We start from the raw sequence: 19,342 nt of genomic DNA, 5'->3' as shown, positions 1-19,342 counted from the left end.
GGACCGGCGTCAGCCGACCGCGCCTTCCATCTGCAGCTCGATCAGCCGGTTGAGCTCCAGCGCGTACTCCATCGGCAGCTCACGGGCGATCGGCTCGACGAAGCCGCGGACGATCATCGCCATGGCCTCCTGCTCGCTCAGGCCGCGCGCCATCAGGTAGAACAGCTGGTCCTCGCTGACCTTGGAGACCGTCGCCTCGTGGCCCATGGACACGTCGTCCTCGCGGACGTCCACGTAGGGGTAGGTGTCCGAGCGGGAGATGGTGTCCACGAGCAGCGCGTCGCACAGCACGTTGGACTTGGAGCCCGCGGCGCCCTCGCCGATCTCGACCAGACCGCGGTAGGAGGTCCGGCCGCCGCCCCGGGCCACCGACTTGGAGACGATGTTGGAGGAGGTGTTCGGCGCCATGTGGACCATCTTGGAGCCGGCGTCCTGGTGCTGGCCCTCGCCCGCGAAGGCGATGGACAGCGTCTCGCCCTTGGCGTGCTCACCCATGAGGTAGACCGCCGGGTACTTCATGGTCACCTTGGAGCCGAGGTTGCCGTCGACCCACTCCATCGTCGCGCCCTCATAGGCGACGGCGCGCTTGGTGACCAGGTTGTAGACGTTGTTCGACCAGTTCTGGATGGTCGTGTAGCGGCAGCGGCCGCCCTTCTTGACGATGATCTCGACGACCGCGGAGTGCAGCGAGTCGGACTTGTAGATCGGCGCCGTGCAGCCCTCGACGTAGTGGACGTAGGCGTCCTCGTCGACGATGATCAGGGTCCGCTCGAACTGGCCCATGTTCTCGGTGTTGATGCGGAAGTACGCCTGGAGCGGGATGTCCACATGGACGCCCTTGGGGACGTAGATGAACGAGCCGCCGGACCACACCGCGGTGTTCAGCGACGCGAACTTGTTGTCGCCGACCGGGATGACCGTGCCGAAGTACTCCTGGAAGAGCTCGGGGTGCTCCTTCAGCGCGGTGTCGGTGTCCAGGAAGATGACGCCCTGCGCCTCCAGGTCCTCGCGGATCTGGTGGTAGACGACCTCCGACTCGTACTGCGCGGCGACACCGGCGACCAGGCGCTGCTTCTCCGCCTCGGGGATGCCCAGCTTGTCGTAGGTGTTCTTGATGTCCTCGGGCAGCTCCTCCCAGGAGGCGGCCTGCTGCTCGGTGGAGCGGACGAAGTACTTGATGTTGTCGAAGTCGATGCCCGACAGGTCGGAGCCCCACTGCGGCATGGGCTTCTTGTCGAACAGCTTCAGGCCCTTGAGGCGGAGCTTGAGCATCCACTCCGGCTCGTCCTTCTTGCCCGAGATGTCGCGGACGACCTCCTCGGAGAGACCGCGCTTCGCCGAGGCGCCGGCCACGTCGGAGTCGGCCCAGCCGTATTCGTACTTGCCCAGGCCCTCGAGCTCAGGGTGAGCAGTCTCCGTGGGGAGCGTCATGCGGGGTTCCTCCCGGCCGTGCTTGCAGATGCTGTGGTGGTCTTCGTGGTGCTGCTGTGAGCGGTGCTGCCGTGCGTCGCCTTGCCGGCCCCGGCCTTCGGGACGAAGGTCGTGCACACTCCGTCGCCGTGGGCGATGGTGGCAAGTCGCTGTACGTGGGTCCCGAGCAATCGGGAGAAGACCTCGGTCTCCGCCTCGCACAGCTGCGGGTACTGCTCGGCGACATGGGCGACCGGGCAGTGGTGCTGGCAGAGCTGCTCACCGAGCTGGGGATTGGGCGCGCTGCGCGCCGTAGCAGCGTACCCGTCCGCGGTCAACGCCTTCGCCAGGGCCTCCGTACGGGCCTCCGGATCGGCGGCCTCGACCGCCTTGCGGTAGCCCTCGGCCTGGGCCGCGAGGCGCGCGCGGGCGAACGCGGCGACCGCCGCCTCGCCCTCCTCCCCGCCGCCCGCGCTCTGCGCGATCCAGCGCAGCGCGTCGGAGGCGAGCTGGTCGTACGCCTGGTCGAAGGCGTCCCGCCCGCAGTCGGTGAGCGCGAACGCCTTGGCCGGGCGGCCGCGGCCCCGCGTGCCGTAGACCCGCTTCTCACGGGGCTCGACGACGCCCTCCGCGGCCAGCGCGTCCAGATGGCGGCGGACGGCGGCCTGGGTCAGCTCCAGGCGGAGGGCCAGCTCGGCCGCGGTGGACGGACCGTGGTCGAGGATCGAGCGGGCGACGCGGTTGCGGGTGCCCTGCTGCTCGTCGTGCGGCGCGGGGGCGGGGCCGGCCTGCGCGGGCCGCTCGGGCGCGGAGGAAACCGGGTCGGCGGTCGGCTGGACCGCTGGCCTCTCCTGATCCTCACTCGCGTATTTCACAACGCCATTGTTGCGTAATTCGCCAAAGCGATTCAAGCCTGTTTCACATCACGGACTGGTGGCCTCGATCACTTAGGGTTACCTAATTCCGCACTCGCCCCGGACCCCTGAAACGCCCTCCGGCCTGCGACGACGCGGCCTCGTCACCCCGGCCCGCCGCACGCCCCCGGGGCACTCCGCGGACGCCGCGCCGATGGCCGAAGACCGCCGCCACCCGCACCGCCGTCCCAGCGACCCGGCCCCCGGACCGTACCCGAGCCCCCCTCCCGGCCACCCGGCCCCGCTCCGTAGACTGCCCGCCATGCGCAGTACCTCCCCGGGGGGCGACCCCCAGACCCGCCCCCTTCCTTCGGCGGGGGGACCCCCCGGCCGGGAACCTGCCGTCGAGGTCGTCGGCCTGGTCAAGCGGTACGGGGCCAAGACCGCCGTGGACGGGCTCGGCCTCACCGTCGCCCGCGACTCGGTGACCGCCGTCCTCGGCCCCAACGGCGCCGGCAAGACCACCACCGTCGAGACCTGTGAGGGCTACCGCCGCCCGGACGCCGGCCGGGTCCGCGTACTGGGCCTGGACCCGGTCGCCGACGCCGCCGCGCTGCGGCCGCGCATCGGCGTGATGCTCCAGTCCGGCGGCGTCTACGCGGGCGCCCGGGCCGAGGAGATGCTCCGGCACACCGCCACCCTGCACGCCCACCCGCTCGACGTGGCCGACCTCATCGACCGGCTGGGGCTGGGCAGTTGCGGCCGCACCCCCTACCGGCGGCTGTCCGGCGGCCAGCAGCAGCGCCTCGCGCTGGCGATGGCCGTGGTCGGCCGCCCCGAGCTGGTCTTCCTGGACGAGCCCACCGCCGGCCTGGACCCGCAGGCCCGGCACGCCACCTGGGACCTCGTCCGCGAACTGCGCGCCGACGGTGTCAGCGTCGTCCTCACCACCCACTTCATGGACGAGGCCGAGCAGCTCGCCGACGACGTCGCGATCATCGACGGCGGGCGGGTGATCGCCCAGGGCAGCCCCGACGAGCTGTGCAAGGGCGGGGCCGAGAACAGCCTCCGCTTCACCGGCCGCCCCGGTCTGGACATCGCCTCGCTCCTCAAGGCCCTGCCCGCCGACAGCATCGCCACCGAACTCACCGCCGGCACCTACCGCGTCAACGGCCGGATCGACCCGCAACTCCTGGCCACCGTCACCTCCTGGTGCGCCCAGAACGGCGTGATGCCGGACTCGATAGCCGTCGAACGGCACACTCTTGAGGACGTTTTCCTGGAGCTCACGGGGAAGGAGCTGCGCGCATGACGCGGGGTCACTCGCCTTTCGGCCGGGGGTCCGGGGGTCGCACCCCGGGACGGCACAGCCTGGAGCTCACGGGGAAGGAGCTGCGCGCATGACCGCCGGGACCGGAACGTTCGCCCCTCGGCCGGGTGCCGCCCCGCTGCCGCGGATGATCCGCGCACAGGCGGCCCTGGAGACCAGGATGCTGCTGCGCAACGGTGAGCAGCTGCTGCTGACCGTCGTCATCCCGACGCTGCTGCTGGTGCTGTTCTCCGCCGTCGACATCATCGACACCGGGGCCGGGAAGTCGGTGGACTTCCTCGCGCCGGGCATCCTGGCGCTCGCCGTGCTGTCCACCGCCTTCACCGGCCAGGCCATCGCGACCGGCTTCGAGCGCCGCTACGGGGTCCTCAAGCGGCTGGGCGCCTCACCGCTCCCCCGCTGGGCGCTGATGACGGCGAAGACCTGCGCGGTGCTGGTCACCGAGGTCCTCCAGGTCGTCCTGCTGACGGTGGTCGCCTTCGCGCTGGGCTGGTCGCCGCGCGGCAACCCCGTCTCCGTCGTCCTGCTGCTCCTCGTGGGCACCGCGGCGTTCTCGGGCCTGGGCCTGCTGATGGCCGGCACCCTCAAGGCGGAGGCCACCCTGGCCGCCGCCAACCTGGTCTTCCTGCTGCTCCTCGTGGGCGGCGGCGTCATCGTCCCCCTGGCGAAGTTCCCGGAGGCCGCGCAGACGGTGCTGGGGCTGCTGCCGATCTCCGCACTCTCCGACGGACTGCGCACGGTGCTCCAGCACGGGGCCGGGATCCCCTGGGCAGACCTCGGCATCCTGGCGGTCTGGGCGGTAGTGGGCCTGGGCGCCGCGGCGAAGTTCTTCCGCTGGGAGTAGGCCGCCCGCGGCCCGTCCCGGCCGGAACCGCCGGACCGGGCCCACGTACGCCCCCACCTCGGCAAACACCCTCCCCACCGCCGGCCGGAGGCGGCAAACCGGACCCTCGTGAAAACGCGCACAAGCCGTTGCCTACGATGGCACGCGTGCCGAACACGCTGAATCCCCTTGAGCTGATCGCCCGTCGCTGGCAGCCGTCCGCACGGTTCGTCCGGCGGGCCGCGCTCGCCACCGTCGTGATGGCCGTGGTCATCGTCGTGACCGGCGGGGCGGTCCGGCTGAGCGACTCCGGTCTGGGCTGCTCGACCTGGCCGCAGTGCACCCCGGGCAGTCTCACACCGACCGCCGCGATGGGCGTGCACGGCCTGATCGAGTTCGGGAACCGCATGCTGACGTACGTGCTCTGCGCGGTCGTCGGGGTGTTCATCATCGCCGCCCGCGCCCAGCAGCCCCGGCGCCGGTCGCTCACCAAGCTCGGCTGGGCGCAGTTCTGGATCATCCTGGCGAACGCGCCGGTCGGCGGCATCACCGTGCTGACCGGGCTGAACCCGTACATCGTCGCCGCCCACTTCCTGCTCTCCACCGCCCTGCTCACCGTCGCCGTGCTCTCCTGGCAGCGGGCCTGCGAGGGCGACGAGGAGCCGCGCGACCTGGTGGCCCGCCCGGTGCGCCAGCTGGCGTGGCTGCTGGTCCTGGCGTCCGGCGCGCTGACCGTGGTCGGCACCCTGGTCACCGGCTCCGGCCCGCACGCCGGCGACGCCCGCCAGGTGCACCGCATCGCGGTGAACTGGCGGGAGATCACCCAGCTGCACGTCGACCTGGCGTACATCGTGGTCGGCCTGAGCGTCGCGCTGTGGTTCACGCTTCGCGCCGTTAAGGCCCCGGCCGCGCCCCGCAAGGCGGTCCTGCAGCTGTTCGCGGTCCTCGCCCTCCAGGGCGTCTTCGGCTACGTCCAGTACTTCCTGGGCCTGCCGGCGTTCGTCGTGGGACTCCACATGTTCGGCTCGACGCTGGTCTGGATCGCCGTCCTGCGGGTCTTCCTCACGCTGCGCGAGCGCGGTCCGGTCCCGGCCGTACCCGGCCCGGCCGACCGCCTCGAGGTTCTGGAACCGCAGCCGGCCGCCTAGTCACCAGGTGTCCGGCGAGTCCCCGGCCCGCAGCCGGTAGACCCGCCGGGCGGTGCCCGAGCCGACCATCTCGGTGATCCGCCGGCCGTCCGAGGCGGCGCACAGCCCCTCGGCGGTCCACTCCCCCATGACGCGTGCCATGGCGCGTAAGAAGAACCGCGCGCCGGTGACGTAGAGCTCGGGCAGCCCGCGTGCTCCGGAGGAGAACAGCAGCTTGCCGAACGGGGCCTGGCCGAGGGCCTCTTCGGGGTCCGGCCCGGTGTCCGCGTAGACATGGGAGTGCACGGCGGCGAGCTGCGCGGCCCGCCGGTGGTGCGGGGTCTCGGGCAGCAGGACGAGATCCGAGCCGAGGCCGGCGGTGGCCCGCAGGAAGTCCGCCAGGGGCCGCGGATCGGGGCAGTGCAGCTGCACCGGCAGCCCGGTCGCCACCGCGCTCCACAGCAGGTGCCGGACGAGCGCCGGCTCCGCCAGCCGGCCTCCGGGGCGGCGCCCGCGCAGCCAGCGGTCGGCGGCGCGCCGCACCTCGCCGCCGTCCGGGGCGCGGCCCTCGCAGTACATGGCGCCGGAGGCGAACGCGGTGGCGTGCTGGGCCGCGGCGTACAGGGCTTCCGCGGTGTAGCCGATGAAGGAGTCGACGCTGCCGGAGGTGTCGGCGACCTGCTCGGCGAGCGGTTCGAGCCGGACCACCTCGTGGGCGCGGGCCTCGGCGGCGGCGGACAGTTCGGCGGCCGAGGTCAGTTCGCTGCGGGCGCCGGTCTCCAGCAGGTACGTGCCGATGCCGGCGCCGCGGAGCAGCAGCCGGCCGGCGTGGAAGGCGCCCACCTCGCGCCGGCGGGCCAGATAACGCACCGGCGGGCAGTGCGGCTCCAGGCCGAGCAACGGGGGGCACCAGCGGCGTATCGCGAGACCGGTGCGGGTGTCGAAGTAGCTGGTGCCCGCGGGCGCCGGGCCCTGGGCGCCGACCGCGGTGGCCAGGTGCGCCTCGAAGGACCCGAGGCCCAGTTCTCCGTGGACGGCGCCGTGGCTGTACTGGTCGACGAGCGGTGGCAGTCCCTCCATCCGCCCCTCCCAGCCGTCAGTCCGCCAGGCGTGGCCGAATCGCCGCGCCTGGTGGGCTTAACGGGCGAGCGGGTGGTGAGGTAGCGGGCGGCGCGCCCCGGCGCACGGCACCGGGGCCCGTCCACCAGGGGAGCGTCACGGGTTGGCCGGGCCGCCCACCTGGATGCCCGCCATCCGGGACCACTCGTACGGGCCGGTGCGGACCTTGGCGGCCAGCTCGCCGTCGAAGTCGTCCTGGAGCGTGATGCCGGCCAGGTCCGCGGCGCCCTTGGCGCTGTCGTAGCTGTCCGCCACGAGGTTGCCCCACTCGCCGTTGGCGCCGACCAGCGCGATGCGGGTGCGCCCGCGGCCGATGTGCGCGAGCTGGCCCTCGGCGCTGCCGCCGTGCGTCTTGGCGAAGGCGCGGATCTGCCCGGCGAGCTTGGCCGTCCGCTTGTCGGCCCGCGTGTCCGCCGTGGTCGCGGACGCCGCGCCGTCCGCCGCCTGCTCGTCCGCCTGCTGGGTGTCTGCCATGAACAGCATGCTACCCGCGGGTAATGGAACGAGGAAGGCTTGCCGGGAGTGACGCTCGGCGCAGGAACTCAGCGCAGGAACGGGTCCACGGCGACGGCGACGAACAGCAGCGAGACATAGGTGATGGACCAGTGGAACAGCCGCATCTCCTTGAGCTTGGCTCCCGTGATCCCGGCCTTGGCGCGGGACTGGAGGGCGTGCGCCTCACGGAGCCAGAACGCGCCGCAGGCGACCGCGACCGCGGTGTAGAACCAGCCGGTGTAGCCCAGCGGTTGGAGCAGCAGCGAGACGGCGACCATCACCCAGCTGTAGACGACGATCTGCCGGGCGACGACCTTGTTGCCCGCCACGGCCGGCAGCATCGGCACGCCGACCCGCTTGTAGTCGTCCGTGACCTTCATCGACAGCGGCCAGTAATGCGGCGGCGTCCAGAAGAAGATGACGAGGAAGAGGACGAACGAGGCCCAGGAGACGGAGTTGGTCACCGAGGACCAGCCGATGAAGACGGGCATGCAGCCCGCGATGCCGCCCCAGACGATGTTCTGCGACGTGCGCCGCTTGAGGATCATCGTGTAGACGACGACGTAGAAGAGCAGCGCCCCGAGGGACAGCATCGCCGACAGCGGGTTGACGAGGAACCAGAACCAGGCGGTGGAGCCGACCGCGAGGACGGTCGCGAAGACCAGGCACTCGCGCGGCGAGACCATGCCGGTGACCAGCGGGCGCTGGGAGGTGCGGTCCATCATCGCGTCGATGTCGCGGTCCAGGTACATGTTGTACGCGGCGGCGCCGCCGGCGGAGAGGTAGCCGCCGACGCAGGTCGCCAGCACCAGCCACAGGTCCGGCACCCCGCGGGCCGCCAGGAACATCACCGGCACCGTGGTCATCAGCAGCAGCTCGATGACCCGCGGCTTGGTCAGCGCCACGAACGCCTTGAGCCGGGGGCCGAACGGCCGGTTACCGGGACTCCCGGGGACCTGAGAGAGCGCCCCCGCAGGACGGGATTCGACGGCCGTCACGCACACCCCTGGAAGTAACGTCAGCGGCGTGAGCCGCGGAGATAAGGCCAGCAAGCCCCGTCGGCGTGGTGACCCGGTGGGGCTTGCGCTTACCACGCCACTTTAGACGTTGGCCATACGGCGATCTTCGCGGGGGTGCCGTCGTGTTGGCCCGCCCGCCGCGGGGTGACGGCGGGCGGCTCCCGGAGGAATGTCCCAAGGATCCCCCGAGCTTTCCCCGGCCGTTCGCCCGGCGTTCGGGAGGCGAACGCGACGGCCGCCCGGCAGTCTGGTCGTATGGCGTCGCCCCTGGCGCCGGGAATGCCTGAAGTGCCGATTCAGTTGCCCTAAGCGACAAGTTCCCGTGATCGCGGCCTACCCGACTGAGCGCCGTTTCCACCGACTGAGCGTCGAAAAGGCGCGTGCATTCACGGGGGTAGGCTCGACACCGCCTGGCGGACATACCGTCCGCGGCATTCGACATGTGGAGAGGAGCCCTGACTCAGGGTGAGCAACAAGCCGACCACCACAGATTTCGAGTGGACCGAACTGGACCAGCGGGCTGTGGACACCGTCCGTGTGCTGGCCATGGACTCCGTGCAGAAGGTCGGTAACGGCCATCCGGGTACGGCCATGAGCCTGGCTCCCGCCGCCTATGTTCTGTTCCAGAAGCTGATGCAGCACGACCCCGCGGACCCGGACTGGACCGGCCGCGACCGGTTCGTCCTCTCTGCCGGCCACTCCAGCCTGACGCTCTACATCCAGCTCTACCTGGCCGGCTACGGCCTGGAGCTCGACGACCTCAAGAGCTTCCGCACGTGGGGCTCCAAGACCCCCGGTCACCCGGAGTACGGCCACACCGCCGGTGTGGAGACCACCACCGGCCCGCTGGGCCAGGGCGTCGCCAACGCCGTGGGCATGGCGATGGCCGCCCGCTACGAGCGCGGCCTGTTCGACCCCGACGCGCCGCAGGGCACCTCGCCCTTCGACCACACCATCTGGGCCGTCGCCGGTGACGGCTGCCTCCAGGAGGGCATCGCCGCCGAGGCGTCCTCCCTGGCGGGCCACCAGAAGCTCGGCAACCTCGTCCTGCTGTGGGACGACAACCACATCTCCATCGAGGGCGACACGGAGACCGCGGTCTCCGAGGACACCCTCAAGCGCTACGAGGCGTACGGCTGGCACGTCCAGCGCGTCGAGCAGCTGCCCAACGGCGACCTGGACCCGGCCGGGCTGGCCAGGGCCCTGGAGGCCGCCAAGGCCGAGACCGAGCGCCCCTCGTTCATCGCGGCCCGCTCGATCATCGCCTGGCCGGCCCCGAACGCCCAGAACACCGAGGCCGCGCACGGCTCCGCGCTGGGCGCCGAAGAGGTCGCCGCCACCAAGCGCGTGCTGGGCTTCGACCCGGAGCAGGACTTCGAGGTCGCCGGCGAGGTGCTGGCGCACACCCGTGCCGCCCAGGACCGCGGTCGCGAGGCCCGTGCCAAGTGGGAGAAGTCGTTCGCCGCCTGGCGCACCGCCAACCCCGAGCGCGCCGCCGAGTTCGACCGGATCGCCGCGGGCGAGCTGCCGGAGGGCTGGCAGGACCACGTCCCCGCGTTCGAGACCGGCAAGTCCGTGGCCACCCGCGCCGCGTCCGGCAAGGTGCTGCACGCGCTGGGCGCGATCATCCCCGAGCTGTGGGGCGGTTCGGCCGACCTCGCGGGGTCGAACAACACCACGATCGACAAGACCTCGTCGTTCCTGCCGGAGGGCAACCCGCTGCCGGGTGCCGACCCGTACGGCCGCACCATCCACTTCGGTATCCGCGAGCACTCCATGGCCGCGGAGATGAACGGCATCACGCTGCACGGCAACACCCGTGTGTACGGCGGCACCTTCCTGGTGTTCTCCGACTACATGCGCAACGCCGTCCGACTGTCCGCACTGATGCACCTGCCGGTGACGTACGTGTGGACGCACGACTCCATCGGCCTGGGCGAGGACGGCCCGACCCACCAGCCGGTCGAGCACCTGGCCTCACTGCGCGCCATCCCGGGCCTGAACGTCGTGCGCCCGGCCGACGCCAACGAGACCGCGATCGCCTGGCGCGAGATCATGCGCCGCTGGACGAAGGAGTTCGGCGTGGGCGCCCCGCACGGTCTGGCGCTGACCCGTCAGGGCGTGCCGACCTACGAGGCCAACGAGGCCACCGTCAAGGGCGGTTACGTCCGCTTCGAGGCCGAAGGGGCCGACGGCCGGACCGCCGAGCCGCAGGTCGTGCTCATCGCCACCGGTTCCGAGGTGCAGCTGGCCGTCGCGGCCCGTGAGCAGCTCCAGGCCGAGGGCGTCCCGACCCGCGTGGTGTCGATGCCGTCGGTGGAGTGGTTCGAGGAGCAGGACCAGGAATACCGCGACAGCGTGCTGCCGCCGTCGGTCAGGGCCCGTGTCGCCGTCGAAGCCGGCATCGGCCTGACCTGGCACCGCTACGTCGGTGACGCCGGCCGGATCGTTTCCCTGGAGCACTTCGGCGCCTCGGCCGACGGCAAGCTCCTCTTCCGCGAGTTCGGCTTCACTCCCGAAGCGGTGGCCGACGCCGCCCGGGAATCGCTGGCCGCCGCCGCGCGCTGACGCCCGTATACGACAAGTAGGAGATGCAGAACCCATGACAGACGCACTCAAGCGCCTCTCCGACGAAGGCGTCGCGATCTGGCTGGACGACCTGTCGCGCAAGCGCATCACGTCCGGCAACCTCGCCGAGCTGATCGACCAGCAGCACGTCGTCGGTGTCACGACCAACCCGTCGATCTTCCAGAAGGCGATCTCCGCGGGCGACGGCTACCGCCAGCAGGTCCACGACCTCGCCACCCGCAAGGTCACCGTCGACGAGGCCATCCGCATGATCACGACGGCGGACGTCCGGGACGCCGCCGACATCCTGCGGCCGGTCTTCGACGCGACCGGCGGCCAGGACGGCCGGGTCTCCATCGAGGTCGACCCGCGCCTGGCCCACAACACCGAGGCCACCATCGCCGAGGCCAAGCAGCTGGCCTGGCTGGTGGACCGCCCGAACACGCTGATCAAGATCCCGGCCACCAAGGCGGGCCTGCCGGCCATCACCGAGGTGATCGGCCTGGGCATCAGCGTCAACGTCACGCTGATCTTCTCGCTGGAGCGCTACCGCGAGGTGATGGACGCCTACCTGGCCGGCCTGGAGAAGGCCAAGGCGGCGGGTCTGGACCTGTCCCTGATCCGTTCGGTGGCCTCGTTCTTCGTGTCCCGGGTGGACACCGAGATCGACAAGCGCCTGGAGAAGATCGGCACGGACGAGGCCAAGGCCCTCAAGGGCAAGGCCGCCCTGGCCAACGCGCGCCTGGCGTACCAGGCGTACGAGGAGGTCTTCGGCACCGAGCGCTGGGCCGCCCTCGACAAGGCGGGCGCCCACAAGCAGCGTCCGCTGTGGGCCTCGACCGGTGTGAAGGACCCGGCGTACAAGGACACCCTGTACGTGGACGAGCTGGTCGCCCCGGGCACCGTCAACACCATGCCGGAGGCCACGCTCCAGGCCACCGCCGCCCGCGGTGAGATCACCGGCGACACGGTGCGCGGCACCTACGCCGGCGCCCAGGCCGACCTCGACGCGCTCGCCGCACTCGGGATCTCGTACGACGACGTCGTGCAGCTCCTGGAGGACGAGGGCGTGGAGAAGTTCGAGGCTGCCTGGAACGACCTGCTCAAGTCGACGGAGGCGGAGCTGTCGCGCCTCGCTCCCTCGGAGGGCTGATCTCCCTTGTCTGGTTCACACGGAGCTAACCCGCTCCGTGACGCCGCGGACCGACGGCTCCCGCGTATCGCGGGGCCGTCGGGCCTGGTCATTTTCGGCGTCACGGGCGATTTGTCCCGTAAGAAGCTGATGCCCGCGGTCTACGACCTGGCGAACCGGGGGCTGCTGCCGCCGGGCTTCTCGCTGGTCGGCTTCGCCCGCCGCGAGTGGGAGGACGAGGACTTCGCGCACGAGGTGTACGAGGCCGTCAAGCAGCACTCCCGCACGCCGTTCCGCGAGGAGGTCTGGCAGCAGCTGGTCCAGGGCTGCCGCTTCGTCCAGGGCAACTTCGACGACGACGAAGCCTTCGAGACGCTCAAGGACACCATCAACGAGCTCGACAAGGCGCAGGGCACGGGCGGCAACTTCGCCTTCTACCTGTCAGTGCCGCCGAAGTTCTTCCCCAAGGTCGTCCAGCAGCTCAAGAAGCACGGGCTGGCCGACCAGAAGGCGGACTCCTGGCGCCGCGCGGTCATCGAGAAGCCGTTCGGCCACGACCTGGCGAGCGCCCAGGAGCTCAACCGGATCGTCCACGAGGTCTTCCCGCCCAACGAGGTCTTCCGGATCGACCACTACCTGGGCAAGGAGACGGTCCAGAACATCCTGGCGCTGCGGTTCGCCAACACGATGTTCGAGCCGCTGTGGAACCGCGGCTATGTCGACCACGTCCAGATCACCATGGCCGAGGACATCGGCATCGGCGGCCGGGCCGGCTACTACGACGGCATCGGCGCCGCCCGCGACGTCATCCAGAACCACCTCCTCCAGCTGCTCGCGCTGACCGCCATGGAGGAGCCCGCCTCCTTCGAGGCGGACGCGCTGGTCGCCGAGAAGACCAAGGTGCTGGGGGCCGTCCGGCTGCCCAGGGACCTCGGCAAGGAGACCGTCCGGGCGCAGTACACGGCCGGCTGGCAGGGCGGCGAGAAGGTCGTCGGCTACGCCGAGGAAGACGGCATCGACCCGAAGTCGAAGACCGACACCTACGCCGCGATCAAGGTCGGGATCGACAACCGCCGCTGGGCGGGCGTCCCCTTCTACCTGCGGACCGGCAAGCGCCTGGGCCGTCGGGTCACCGAGATCGCGGTGGTCTTCCAGCGCGCCCCGCACTCCCCGTTCGACCACACCGCCACCGAGGAGCTGGGGCAGAACGCCCTGGTCATCCGGGTGCAGCCGGACGAGGGCGTGACCGTGCGGTTCGGCTCCAAGGTGCCCGGCACCTCGATGGAGGTGCGCGACGTGTCGATGGACTTCGCGTACGGCGAGTCCTTCACGGAGTCCAGCCCCGAGGCGTACGAGCGGCTGATCCTCGATGTGCTGCTCGGCGACGCCAACCTCTTCCCGCGCCTGGAGGAGGTCGAGCTCTCCTGGAAGATCCTCGACCCGATCGAGACGTACTGGGACAAGCACGGCAAGCCCGCGCAGTACCCGGCGGGCACCTGGGGCCCCGACGAGGCGGACGAAATGCTCGCACGAGACGGACGGAGCTGGCGTCGGCCATGAAGATCGATCTGACGGAAACCACGGCCAGCAAGATCAACAAGGCGCTGGTCCAGGGCCGCCGCGCGGTCGGGACCCCGGCCATCGGCATGGTGCTCACCCTCGTCATCGTCACCGACGAGGAGAACGCCTACGACGCCCTGAAGGCGGCCAACGAGGCGTCCCGCGAACACCCTTCGCGCACCCTGGTCGTCGTCAAGCGGGTCAGCCGGTCGCCGCGCGACCGCGCCAAGGCACGCCTGGACGCCGAGGTGCGGGTCGGCACGGACGCCGGCACCGGCGAGACGGTGGTGCTGCGGCTGTACGGCGAGGCGATCGACCACGCCCAGTCCGTGGTGCTGCCGCTGCTGCTGCCGGACGCCCCGGTGGTGGTCTGGTGGGCCGTCAACGCCCCGCTGGACCCGGCCAAGGACCCGCTCGGCGCGCTGGCGCAGCGCAGGGTCACCGACGCCTACGCCTCCGAGGAGCCCATCCGGGAGCTGTCCGCGCGCGCCGACACGTACACCCCGGGTGACACGGATCTGTCCTGGACCCGGATCACGCCCTGGCGCTCGATGCTGGCGGCGGCGCTCGACCAGTCGCCGTGCACGGTCACCTCGGCCGTGGTCGAGGGCGAGGAGTTCAACCCGAGCTGCGAGCTGCTCGCCATGTGGCTCGCCAGCAGGCTGGACGTGCCGGTACAGCGCACCGTCTCGGCGGGCCCCGGGCTCACCGCGGTACGGCTGGAGTCCAGCGGCAGCGGAACGATCGTCCTGGACCGCCCGGACGGTTCGCTGGCCACCCTCTCCATGCGCGGCCAGCCCGACCGCGCGGTGGCGCTCAAGCGCCGGGAGACCTCCGAGCTGCTCGCCGAGGAGCTGCGCCGGCTCGACCCGGACGACATCTACGCCGCCGCGCTGAAGTACGGCGTGGAGCGGATCGGCCAGCCGGACGGGCAGCCGGCGGCACCGGCCGCGGCGGACCGGCAGGCGGCACCGGCGGCCGGCACGTCCGCGGACGCGGGCACCACCCCGGCCAAGGCGGCGGCGAAGAAGGCGCCCGCCAAGAAGGCAGCCGCCAAGTGAGCACTCCGCAGGTCGTCGTCCACCGGGACAAGGAGCTGATGGCCAAGGCCGCGGCGGCCCGGCTGATCACCAAGATCGTGGACGCCCAGGCGGCCCGCGGCTCCGCCTCCGTCGTGCTGACCGGCGGGCGCAACGGCAACGGGCTGCTCGCGGCCCTCGCCGAGGCGCCCGCCCGGGACGCCGTCGACTGGTCCCGGCTGGACCTGTGGTGGGGCGATGAGCGGTTCCTGCCGGACGGGGACCCGGAGCGCAACTACACCCAGGCCCGCGCGGCGCTGCTGGACGGCGTCCCGCTGGACCCGGCGCGGGTGCACCCGATGGAGCCGGCCGGTGGCCGCTTCGGCAACGACGCGGACGCGGCGGCCGAGGAGTACGCCCTCGAACTCGCCGCCGCCGCCGGGCCGGAGGACCACGGTCCGGTGCCGTCCTTCGACGTGCTGCTGCTGGGCGTCGGCCCGGACACCCATGTCGCCTCGCTGTTCCCCGAACTGCCCGCGGTCTACGAGCGGGACCGGACGGTGGTGGGTGTGCACGGCGCGCCCAAGCCGCCGCCGACCCGGATCACGCTGACCCTGCCGGCGATCCGCGCGGCACGCGAGGTGTGGCTGCTGGCGGCCGGCGAGGACAAGGCCGGGGCCGCGGCGATCGCGCTCTCCGGTGCCGGGGAGGTCCAGGCACCGGCGGCCGGTGCGCGGGGTCGCAGCCGGACGCTGTGGCTGCTGGACGAGGCGGCGGCCTCCCAACTGCCGCGCAGCCTCTACCCGCCGGCGTCGTCCTGAGCCGCTGACACACCGACGGCCCCACACCCTCCGCGGGTGTGGGGCCGTCGGCGTACGGGATCAACGCCCGCGCAGCTCACGGTACTTGGCGACCAGTCCGGCGGTGGACGCGTCCAGGCCCGGCACGTCGGCGCCCTCGGTCAGCGCCGGCTCGACGCGCCTGGCGAGCACCTTGCCCAGCTCGACGCCCCACTGGTCGAAGGAGTCGATGTTCCACACCGCGCCCTGGACGAACACCTTGTGCTCGTAGAGCGCGATCAACTGGCCCAGTACGGACGGGGTGAGCTCGGACGCCAGGATCGTGCTGGTGGGGTGGTTGCCGCGGAACGTCCGGTGCGGCACCAGCTCCTCGGCCACACCCTCGGCGCGCACCTCGTCCGGCGTCTTGCCGAACGCCAGCGCCTGGCCCTGCGCGAAGAGGTTGGCCATCAGCAGGTCGTGCTGGGCGACCAGGCCGGGCCGGAGGTCGTCGACCGGCCGGGCGAAGCCGATGAGGTCGGCCGGGATCACCTTCGTGCCCTGGTGGAGCAGCTGGTAGTAGGCGTGCTGGCCGTTCGTGCCGGGCGTGCCCCAGACGACCGGGCCGGTCTGCCAGTTGACCTGATGGCCCTGGCGGTCGACGGACTTGCCGTTGGACTCCATGTCCAGCTGCTGGAGGTAGGCGGTGAACTTGGAGAGGTAGTGGCTGTACGGCAGCACCGCGTGCGACTGGGCGTCCCAGAAGTTGCCGTACCAGATCCCCAGCAGGCCCAGCAGCAGCGGGACGTTCTCCTCCGGCGGGGCGGACTGGAAGTGCTCGTCGACGAGGTGGAAGCCGGCCAGCATCTCGCGGAACCGCTCCGGGCCGATCGCGATCATCAGCGACAGGCCGATCGCGGAGTCGTACGAATAGCGACCGCCGACCCAGTCCCAGAACTCGAACATGTTGACCGTGTCGATGCCGAACTCCGCGACCTTCTCGGCGTTGGTCGACAGCGCCACGAAGTGCTTGGCGACGGCATTTTCGCCACCGGCGCCCAGGCCGCTGAGCAACCAGTCGCGGGCGGAGGTGGCGTTGGTGATCGTCTCGATGGTGGTGAAGGTCTTCGAGGCGATGACGAACAGCGTCTCCGCCGGGTCCAGATCGCGCACCGCCTCGTGCAGGTCGGCGCCGTCCACGTTGGACACGAAGCGGAACTGCATGTCCCGGTGGGTGTAGGCGCGCAGCGCCTCGTACGCCATCGCCGGGCCCAGATCCGAGCCGCCGATACCGATGTTGACGACCGTTTTGATGCGCCGGCCGGTGTGGCCCTTCCAGTCACCCGAGCGCACCCGGTCGGCGAAGGTGGCCATCTTCGTCAGGACGGAGTGCACCGCGGGGACGACGTTGACGCCGTCGGACGTGATGACGGCCGAGCCGGGCGCGCGCAGCGCGGTGTGCAGCACGGAGCGGTTCTCGGTGATGTTGATCTTCTCGCCGCGGAACATGGCGTCCCGCAGCTCGGCCACCCCGGTCGCCGCGGCCAGCTCGCGCAGCAGCCGCAGCGTCTCGTCGGTGACCAGGTGCTTGGAGAAGTCCAGGTGCAGATCGCCGACCTGGAGGGTGAACCGCCGGGCGCGGTCGGGATCCTTGGCGAACAGCTCGCGCAGGTGCACCTCCCCCAGCTGCTCGCGGTGCTTGCGCAACGCGGTCCACTCGGGCAACTGGTCGAGCCTGCTGCGGCCTTCTGCGTTCATCTCGGACATCAGCCTTCTTCGTCTCGTAGCGGCCCCGCCATCCTCCAACCTAATTGATCAGGGCACGGTATGAGGTATCTGTCCGCTGTCGGACGAAGTGCTGTCGCCGGCCCGAACAGCCGGTATCAGCACGAGGGTGCCCAGCCCCACCAGCGCGGCGGCCAGCAGCGCCGGGGCGTTGGCTCCCAGGGCCGCGGCGACCGCACCGCCGAGCAGCGCGCCCAGCGGCGTCCCGGCGATGGAGACCGTGCGGAACGCGGACCCGATCCGGCCCAGCATCCCGTCCGGGCTGCCCTGCTGGACCACCGTCGTCTCCAGGACGTTCCACACGGCGCCGGCGAAGCCGAACAGGCCCAGCGCCAGGGCCGCGGGCCACAGCGCGCGCACCGTCCCGAAGGACACCAGCACCGCGCTCTGCAGCAGCCCGGCGAGAAGCAGCGTGCGGGCCCGGCCGCCCGCCGCGGCGACCACTCGGCCGGCCAGCAGCCCGCCGAGCACCGTCCCGGCGCCGTATCCGGTCGTCACCACGGCATAGCCGACGTCCCCGGCGCCCAGCCAGCCCCTGACGATCACGACGAGCGTCGCGATCAGCGCGCCGATGCCGATGTTGCCCAGCGCCACGGACAGGCAGAACACACGCAGCACCCGGTCGCGCCACAACGCCCGTATGCCGTCGGCGATTTCGCGCCGGAGGGTGCGCCCGGCGGCGGCCCGCGGCCGGGGCGGCGCGGCGGTCCGCAGCGAGGCCACCAGGGCGGCGGCGACGAGATAGGTCGCCGCGTCGGCCGCGAAGGGCAGCGCGGCGGCCGACCCGATCAGCGCCGGCGCCACCGGCCCGCCGACGAACCGGCCGACCAGCTCCTGGCCGGTCATCAGACGGGCGTTGGCGGTCCCCAGCGACTCCTTGGGCACCACCGACGGCAGCAGGGCCGTGGCGGCGTTGTCGAAGAGCGTCTGGAGGGTCGTCAGCGCGAACGCAAGCGCCAGCAGCAGGCCGATCCGGGCCCGGCCGAGCGCCACCGCCAGCGCGAACCCGGCCACCAGCAGCCCGCGGAGCACATCGACCGCCCACATCGCCCGCCGCTGGTCGACCCGGTCGGCGACCGCGCCGCCCATCAGCCCGAAGAACAGCCAGGGCAGGAAGCCGCAGACGGTGACCAGCGAGATCAGCAGCGGCGAATCCGTGAGCCCGTAGGCGAGCAGCGGCAGCGCCGTGCCGCGCAGCGCGTCGCCGAAGCGGGAGACGGCCGCCGCGCTCCACAGCCGCCCGAACCCGCCCCGCCAGGCGAGCGCCCCAACTCCCGCCGCACCGCCCGCTTCCGTGCCCGTCATGCCACCCCCCGTACGCCTCCTGCTGCCGCGGAACCGCCTGCGGATCCGCGGCAGCAGCGCCTACGAAAAACCGTACGGGCGAGCACTGACAACGGGCCTCGGGCACCTTCCCGATCCGCTGCCTCAGAACGTCCGCGGGCGCCCGGCGGCGCCCTGACGGCGCCTCGCCCAGGGGGCTTGACCGGTGCGGACCACGCGAACGGCCCGGCCGGAGGGGGTGTCCCTCCGGCCGGGCCGTTCGTGGTGCGTTCTCGTCCGCTGCCGTCCGTCAGATCTCGCCGCGGAGCTTGGCGAGCGCCTCCGCCAGGATCGCCTCGCCGTCGGCGTCGCTGCGGCGCTCCCGGACGTAGGCGAGGTGGGTCTTGTACGGCTCGGTGCGCGGCGGGTCCGGCGGGCTGTCCCGGTCCTTGCCGGCCGGGAAACCACAGCGCGGGCAGTCCCAGGTGTCCGGAACCTGCGCATCGCCGGCGAAGCTGGGCTGCGTCTCGTGCCCGTTGGAGCACCAGAAGGAGATGCGGATGCGCGGCGCGGACTCGCCACGCTCGGCCTCCCCCATCGGCCCCGCCCCGACCCGACTTCCTCGGATCGCGTTGCCACTTGCCACGGTCGTAACTCCCTGCGTAATGGTGCTGCAATGCCTCTCACAGCCGCGCGCTGCGGGCGCCCCAGTCTACGTAAGGCCCAACGCGCGTCCAGTGACACGAGTTACCCGTCCCAGGACGCTGCCTTTCATGATAGGCCGCGTCTCCGACGGTATGTCAGCTGCCGAGCTTCATCAGGACGCCGAGCACGACAATGCACGCGAACCAGAGCAGACCGATCACGATGGTGATGCGGTCGAGGTTCCGCTCTGCGACCGAGGAGCCGCCGACGGAGGACTGCATACCGCCACCGAACATGTCGGACAGGCCGCCGCCCTTCCCCTTGTGCATGAGCACCAGCATCATCAGCAGCACGCTGAAGATGATGAGGGCGATCGAGAATCCGATGACCACGGCTGGACCAACTCTCTAGGAC

General features: G+C 71.5%; 17 protein-coding genes. 8 read left to right on the top strand and 9 right to left on the bottom strand.

The window, feature by feature from the left end:
• Positions 1 to 9 precede the first annotated feature (9 nt).
• The gene (sufB, locus tag GR130_RS10410; protein WP_159504448.1) at positions 10 to 1,431 is read right to left on the bottom strand and encodes a Fe-S cluster assembly protein SufB; all 1,422 of its coding nucleotides are present in this window, start codon (positions 1,429 to 1,431) and stop codon (positions 10 to 12) included.
• A complete protein-coding gene (locus GR130_RS10405) occupies positions 1,428 to 2,285 on the bottom strand; it encodes a helix-turn-helix transcriptional regulator (protein WP_159504447.1) in 858 nt (285 codons plus the stop codon). Before GR130_RS10405 ends, sufB begins: the two co-directional genes overlap by 4 nt.
• A gap of 301 nt (positions 2,286 to 2,586) precedes the next feature.
• On the opposite strand from GR130_RS10405, the gene GR130_RS10400 reads away from it, so the two are divergent.
• The 3 genes from GR130_RS10400 to GR130_RS10390 all read left to right on the top strand — a co-directional run bounded on the left by GR130_RS10400 (position 2,587) and on the right by GR130_RS10390 (position 5,565).
• Complete coding sequence (locus GR130_RS10400) at positions 2,587 to 3,576, top strand: ABC transporter ATP-binding protein (protein ID WP_201304855.1); 990 nt, start codon at positions 2,587 to 2,589, stop codon at positions 3,574 to 3,576.
• Between the two features lie 88 nt (positions 3,577 to 3,664).
• The gene (locus GR130_RS10395; protein ID WP_159504446.1) at positions 3,665 to 4,438 is read left to right on the top strand and encodes an ABC transporter permease; all 774 of its coding nucleotides are present in this window, start codon (positions 3,665 to 3,667) and stop codon (positions 4,436 to 4,438) included.
• A 146-nt stretch (positions 4,439 to 4,584) separates the two neighbouring features.
• Positions 4,585 to 5,565, top strand: a complete 981-nt coding sequence (locus tag GR130_RS10390) for a COX15/CtaA family protein (RefSeq protein WP_159504445.1) — start codon at positions 4,585 to 4,587, stop codon at positions 5,563 to 5,565.
• Here the strand turns inward: GR130_RS10390 and GR130_RS10385 are convergent, their stop codons facing one another.
• From GR130_RS10385 to GR130_RS10375, 3 genes are all read right to left on the bottom strand, one after another.
• Positions 5,566 to 6,624, bottom strand: coding sequence for an amidohydrolase (locus GR130_RS10385; protein ID WP_159504444.1), 1,059 nt, complete (start codon positions 6,622 to 6,624; stop codon positions 5,566 to 5,568).
• Between the two features lie 135 nt (positions 6,625 to 6,759).
• Positions 6,760 to 7,146 (bottom strand): hypothetical protein, encoded by a 387-nt coding sequence (locus GR130_RS10380; RefSeq protein WP_159504443.1) that lies wholly within the window; start codon positions 7,144 to 7,146, stop codon positions 6,760 to 6,762.
• Positions 7,147 to 7,205: 59 nt separating this feature from the next.
• Positions 7,206 to 8,156, bottom strand: coding sequence for a heme o synthase (locus tag GR130_RS10375; RefSeq protein WP_159504442.1), 951 nt, complete (start codon positions 8,154 to 8,156; stop codon positions 7,206 to 7,208).
• Positions 8,157 to 8,642: 486 nt separating this feature from the next.
• Here GR130_RS10375 and tkt point away from each other — a divergent pair, with 486 nt between their 5' ends.
• From tkt to pgl, 5 genes are read left to right on the top strand one after another with little or no spacing between them, the layout of a single operon-like run.
• On the top strand, positions 8,643 to 10,745 hold the full coding sequence (gene tkt / locus GR130_RS10370; protein WP_159504441.1) for a transketolase: 2,103 nt from the start codon (positions 8,643 to 8,645) through the stop codon (positions 10,743 to 10,745).
• A 34-nt stretch (positions 10,746 to 10,779) separates the two neighbouring features.
• Entirely contained in the window at positions 10,780 to 11,898 is a 1,119-nt protein-coding gene (tal, locus tag GR130_RS10365; RefSeq protein WP_159504440.1) for a transaldolase, read from the top strand.
• Positions 11,899 to 11,904: 6 nt separating this feature from the next.
• Complete coding sequence (gene zwf / locus GR130_RS10360) at positions 11,905 to 13,437, top strand: glucose-6-phosphate dehydrogenase (protein WP_159504439.1); 1,533 nt, start codon at positions 11,905 to 11,907, stop codon at positions 13,435 to 13,437.
• Positions 13,434 to 14,498, top strand: coding sequence for a glucose-6-phosphate dehydrogenase assembly protein OpcA (gene opcA, locus GR130_RS10355; RefSeq protein ID WP_159504438.1), 1,065 nt, complete (start codon positions 13,434 to 13,436; stop codon positions 14,496 to 14,498). The genes zwf and opcA overlap by 4 nt, the downstream gene beginning before the upstream one ends.
• On the top strand, positions 14,495 to 15,277 hold the full coding sequence (pgl, locus tag GR130_RS10350) for a 6-phosphogluconolactonase (protein WP_159504437.1): 783 nt from the start codon (positions 14,495 to 14,497) through the stop codon (positions 15,275 to 15,277). The genes opcA and pgl overlap by 4 nt, the downstream gene beginning before the upstream one ends.
• 60 nt (positions 15,278 to 15,337) lie before the next feature.
• On the opposite strand, the gene pgi is transcribed toward pgl, so the two are convergent.
• The 4 genes from pgi to secG all read right to left on the bottom strand — a co-directional run bounded on the left by pgi (position 15,338) and on the right by secG (position 19,320).
• Entirely contained in the window at positions 15,338 to 16,993 is a 1,656-nt protein-coding gene (gene pgi, locus GR130_RS10345) for a glucose-6-phosphate isomerase (RefSeq protein ID WP_159509879.1), read from the bottom strand.
• Positions 16,994 to 17,050: 57 nt separating this feature from the next.
• Positions 17,051 to 18,325, bottom strand: coding sequence for an MFS transporter (locus tag GR130_RS10340; RefSeq protein ID WP_159504436.1), 1,275 nt, complete (start codon positions 18,323 to 18,325; stop codon positions 17,051 to 17,053).
• Between the two features lie 268 nt (positions 18,326 to 18,593).
• The gene (locus GR130_RS10335) at positions 18,594 to 18,929 is read right to left on the bottom strand and encodes an RNA polymerase-binding protein RbpA (protein WP_016578660.1); all 336 of its coding nucleotides are present in this window, start codon (positions 18,927 to 18,929) and stop codon (positions 18,594 to 18,596) included.
• Positions 18,930 to 19,083: 154 nt separating this feature from the next.
• Entirely contained in the window at positions 19,084 to 19,320 is a 237-nt protein-coding gene (gene secG / locus GR130_RS10330) for a preprotein translocase subunit SecG (RefSeq protein WP_159504435.1), read from the bottom strand.
• Between the last annotated feature and the right edge of the window lie 22 nt (positions 19,321 to 19,342).

Origin of the sequence: Streptomyces sp. GS7 (genome assembly GCF_009834125.1) — a bacterium.
Lineage (GTDB): Bacteria > Actinomycetota > Actinomycetes > Streptomycetales > Streptomycetaceae > Streptomyces.
This window is presented reverse-complemented; position numbering and strand designations above follow the sequence as displayed.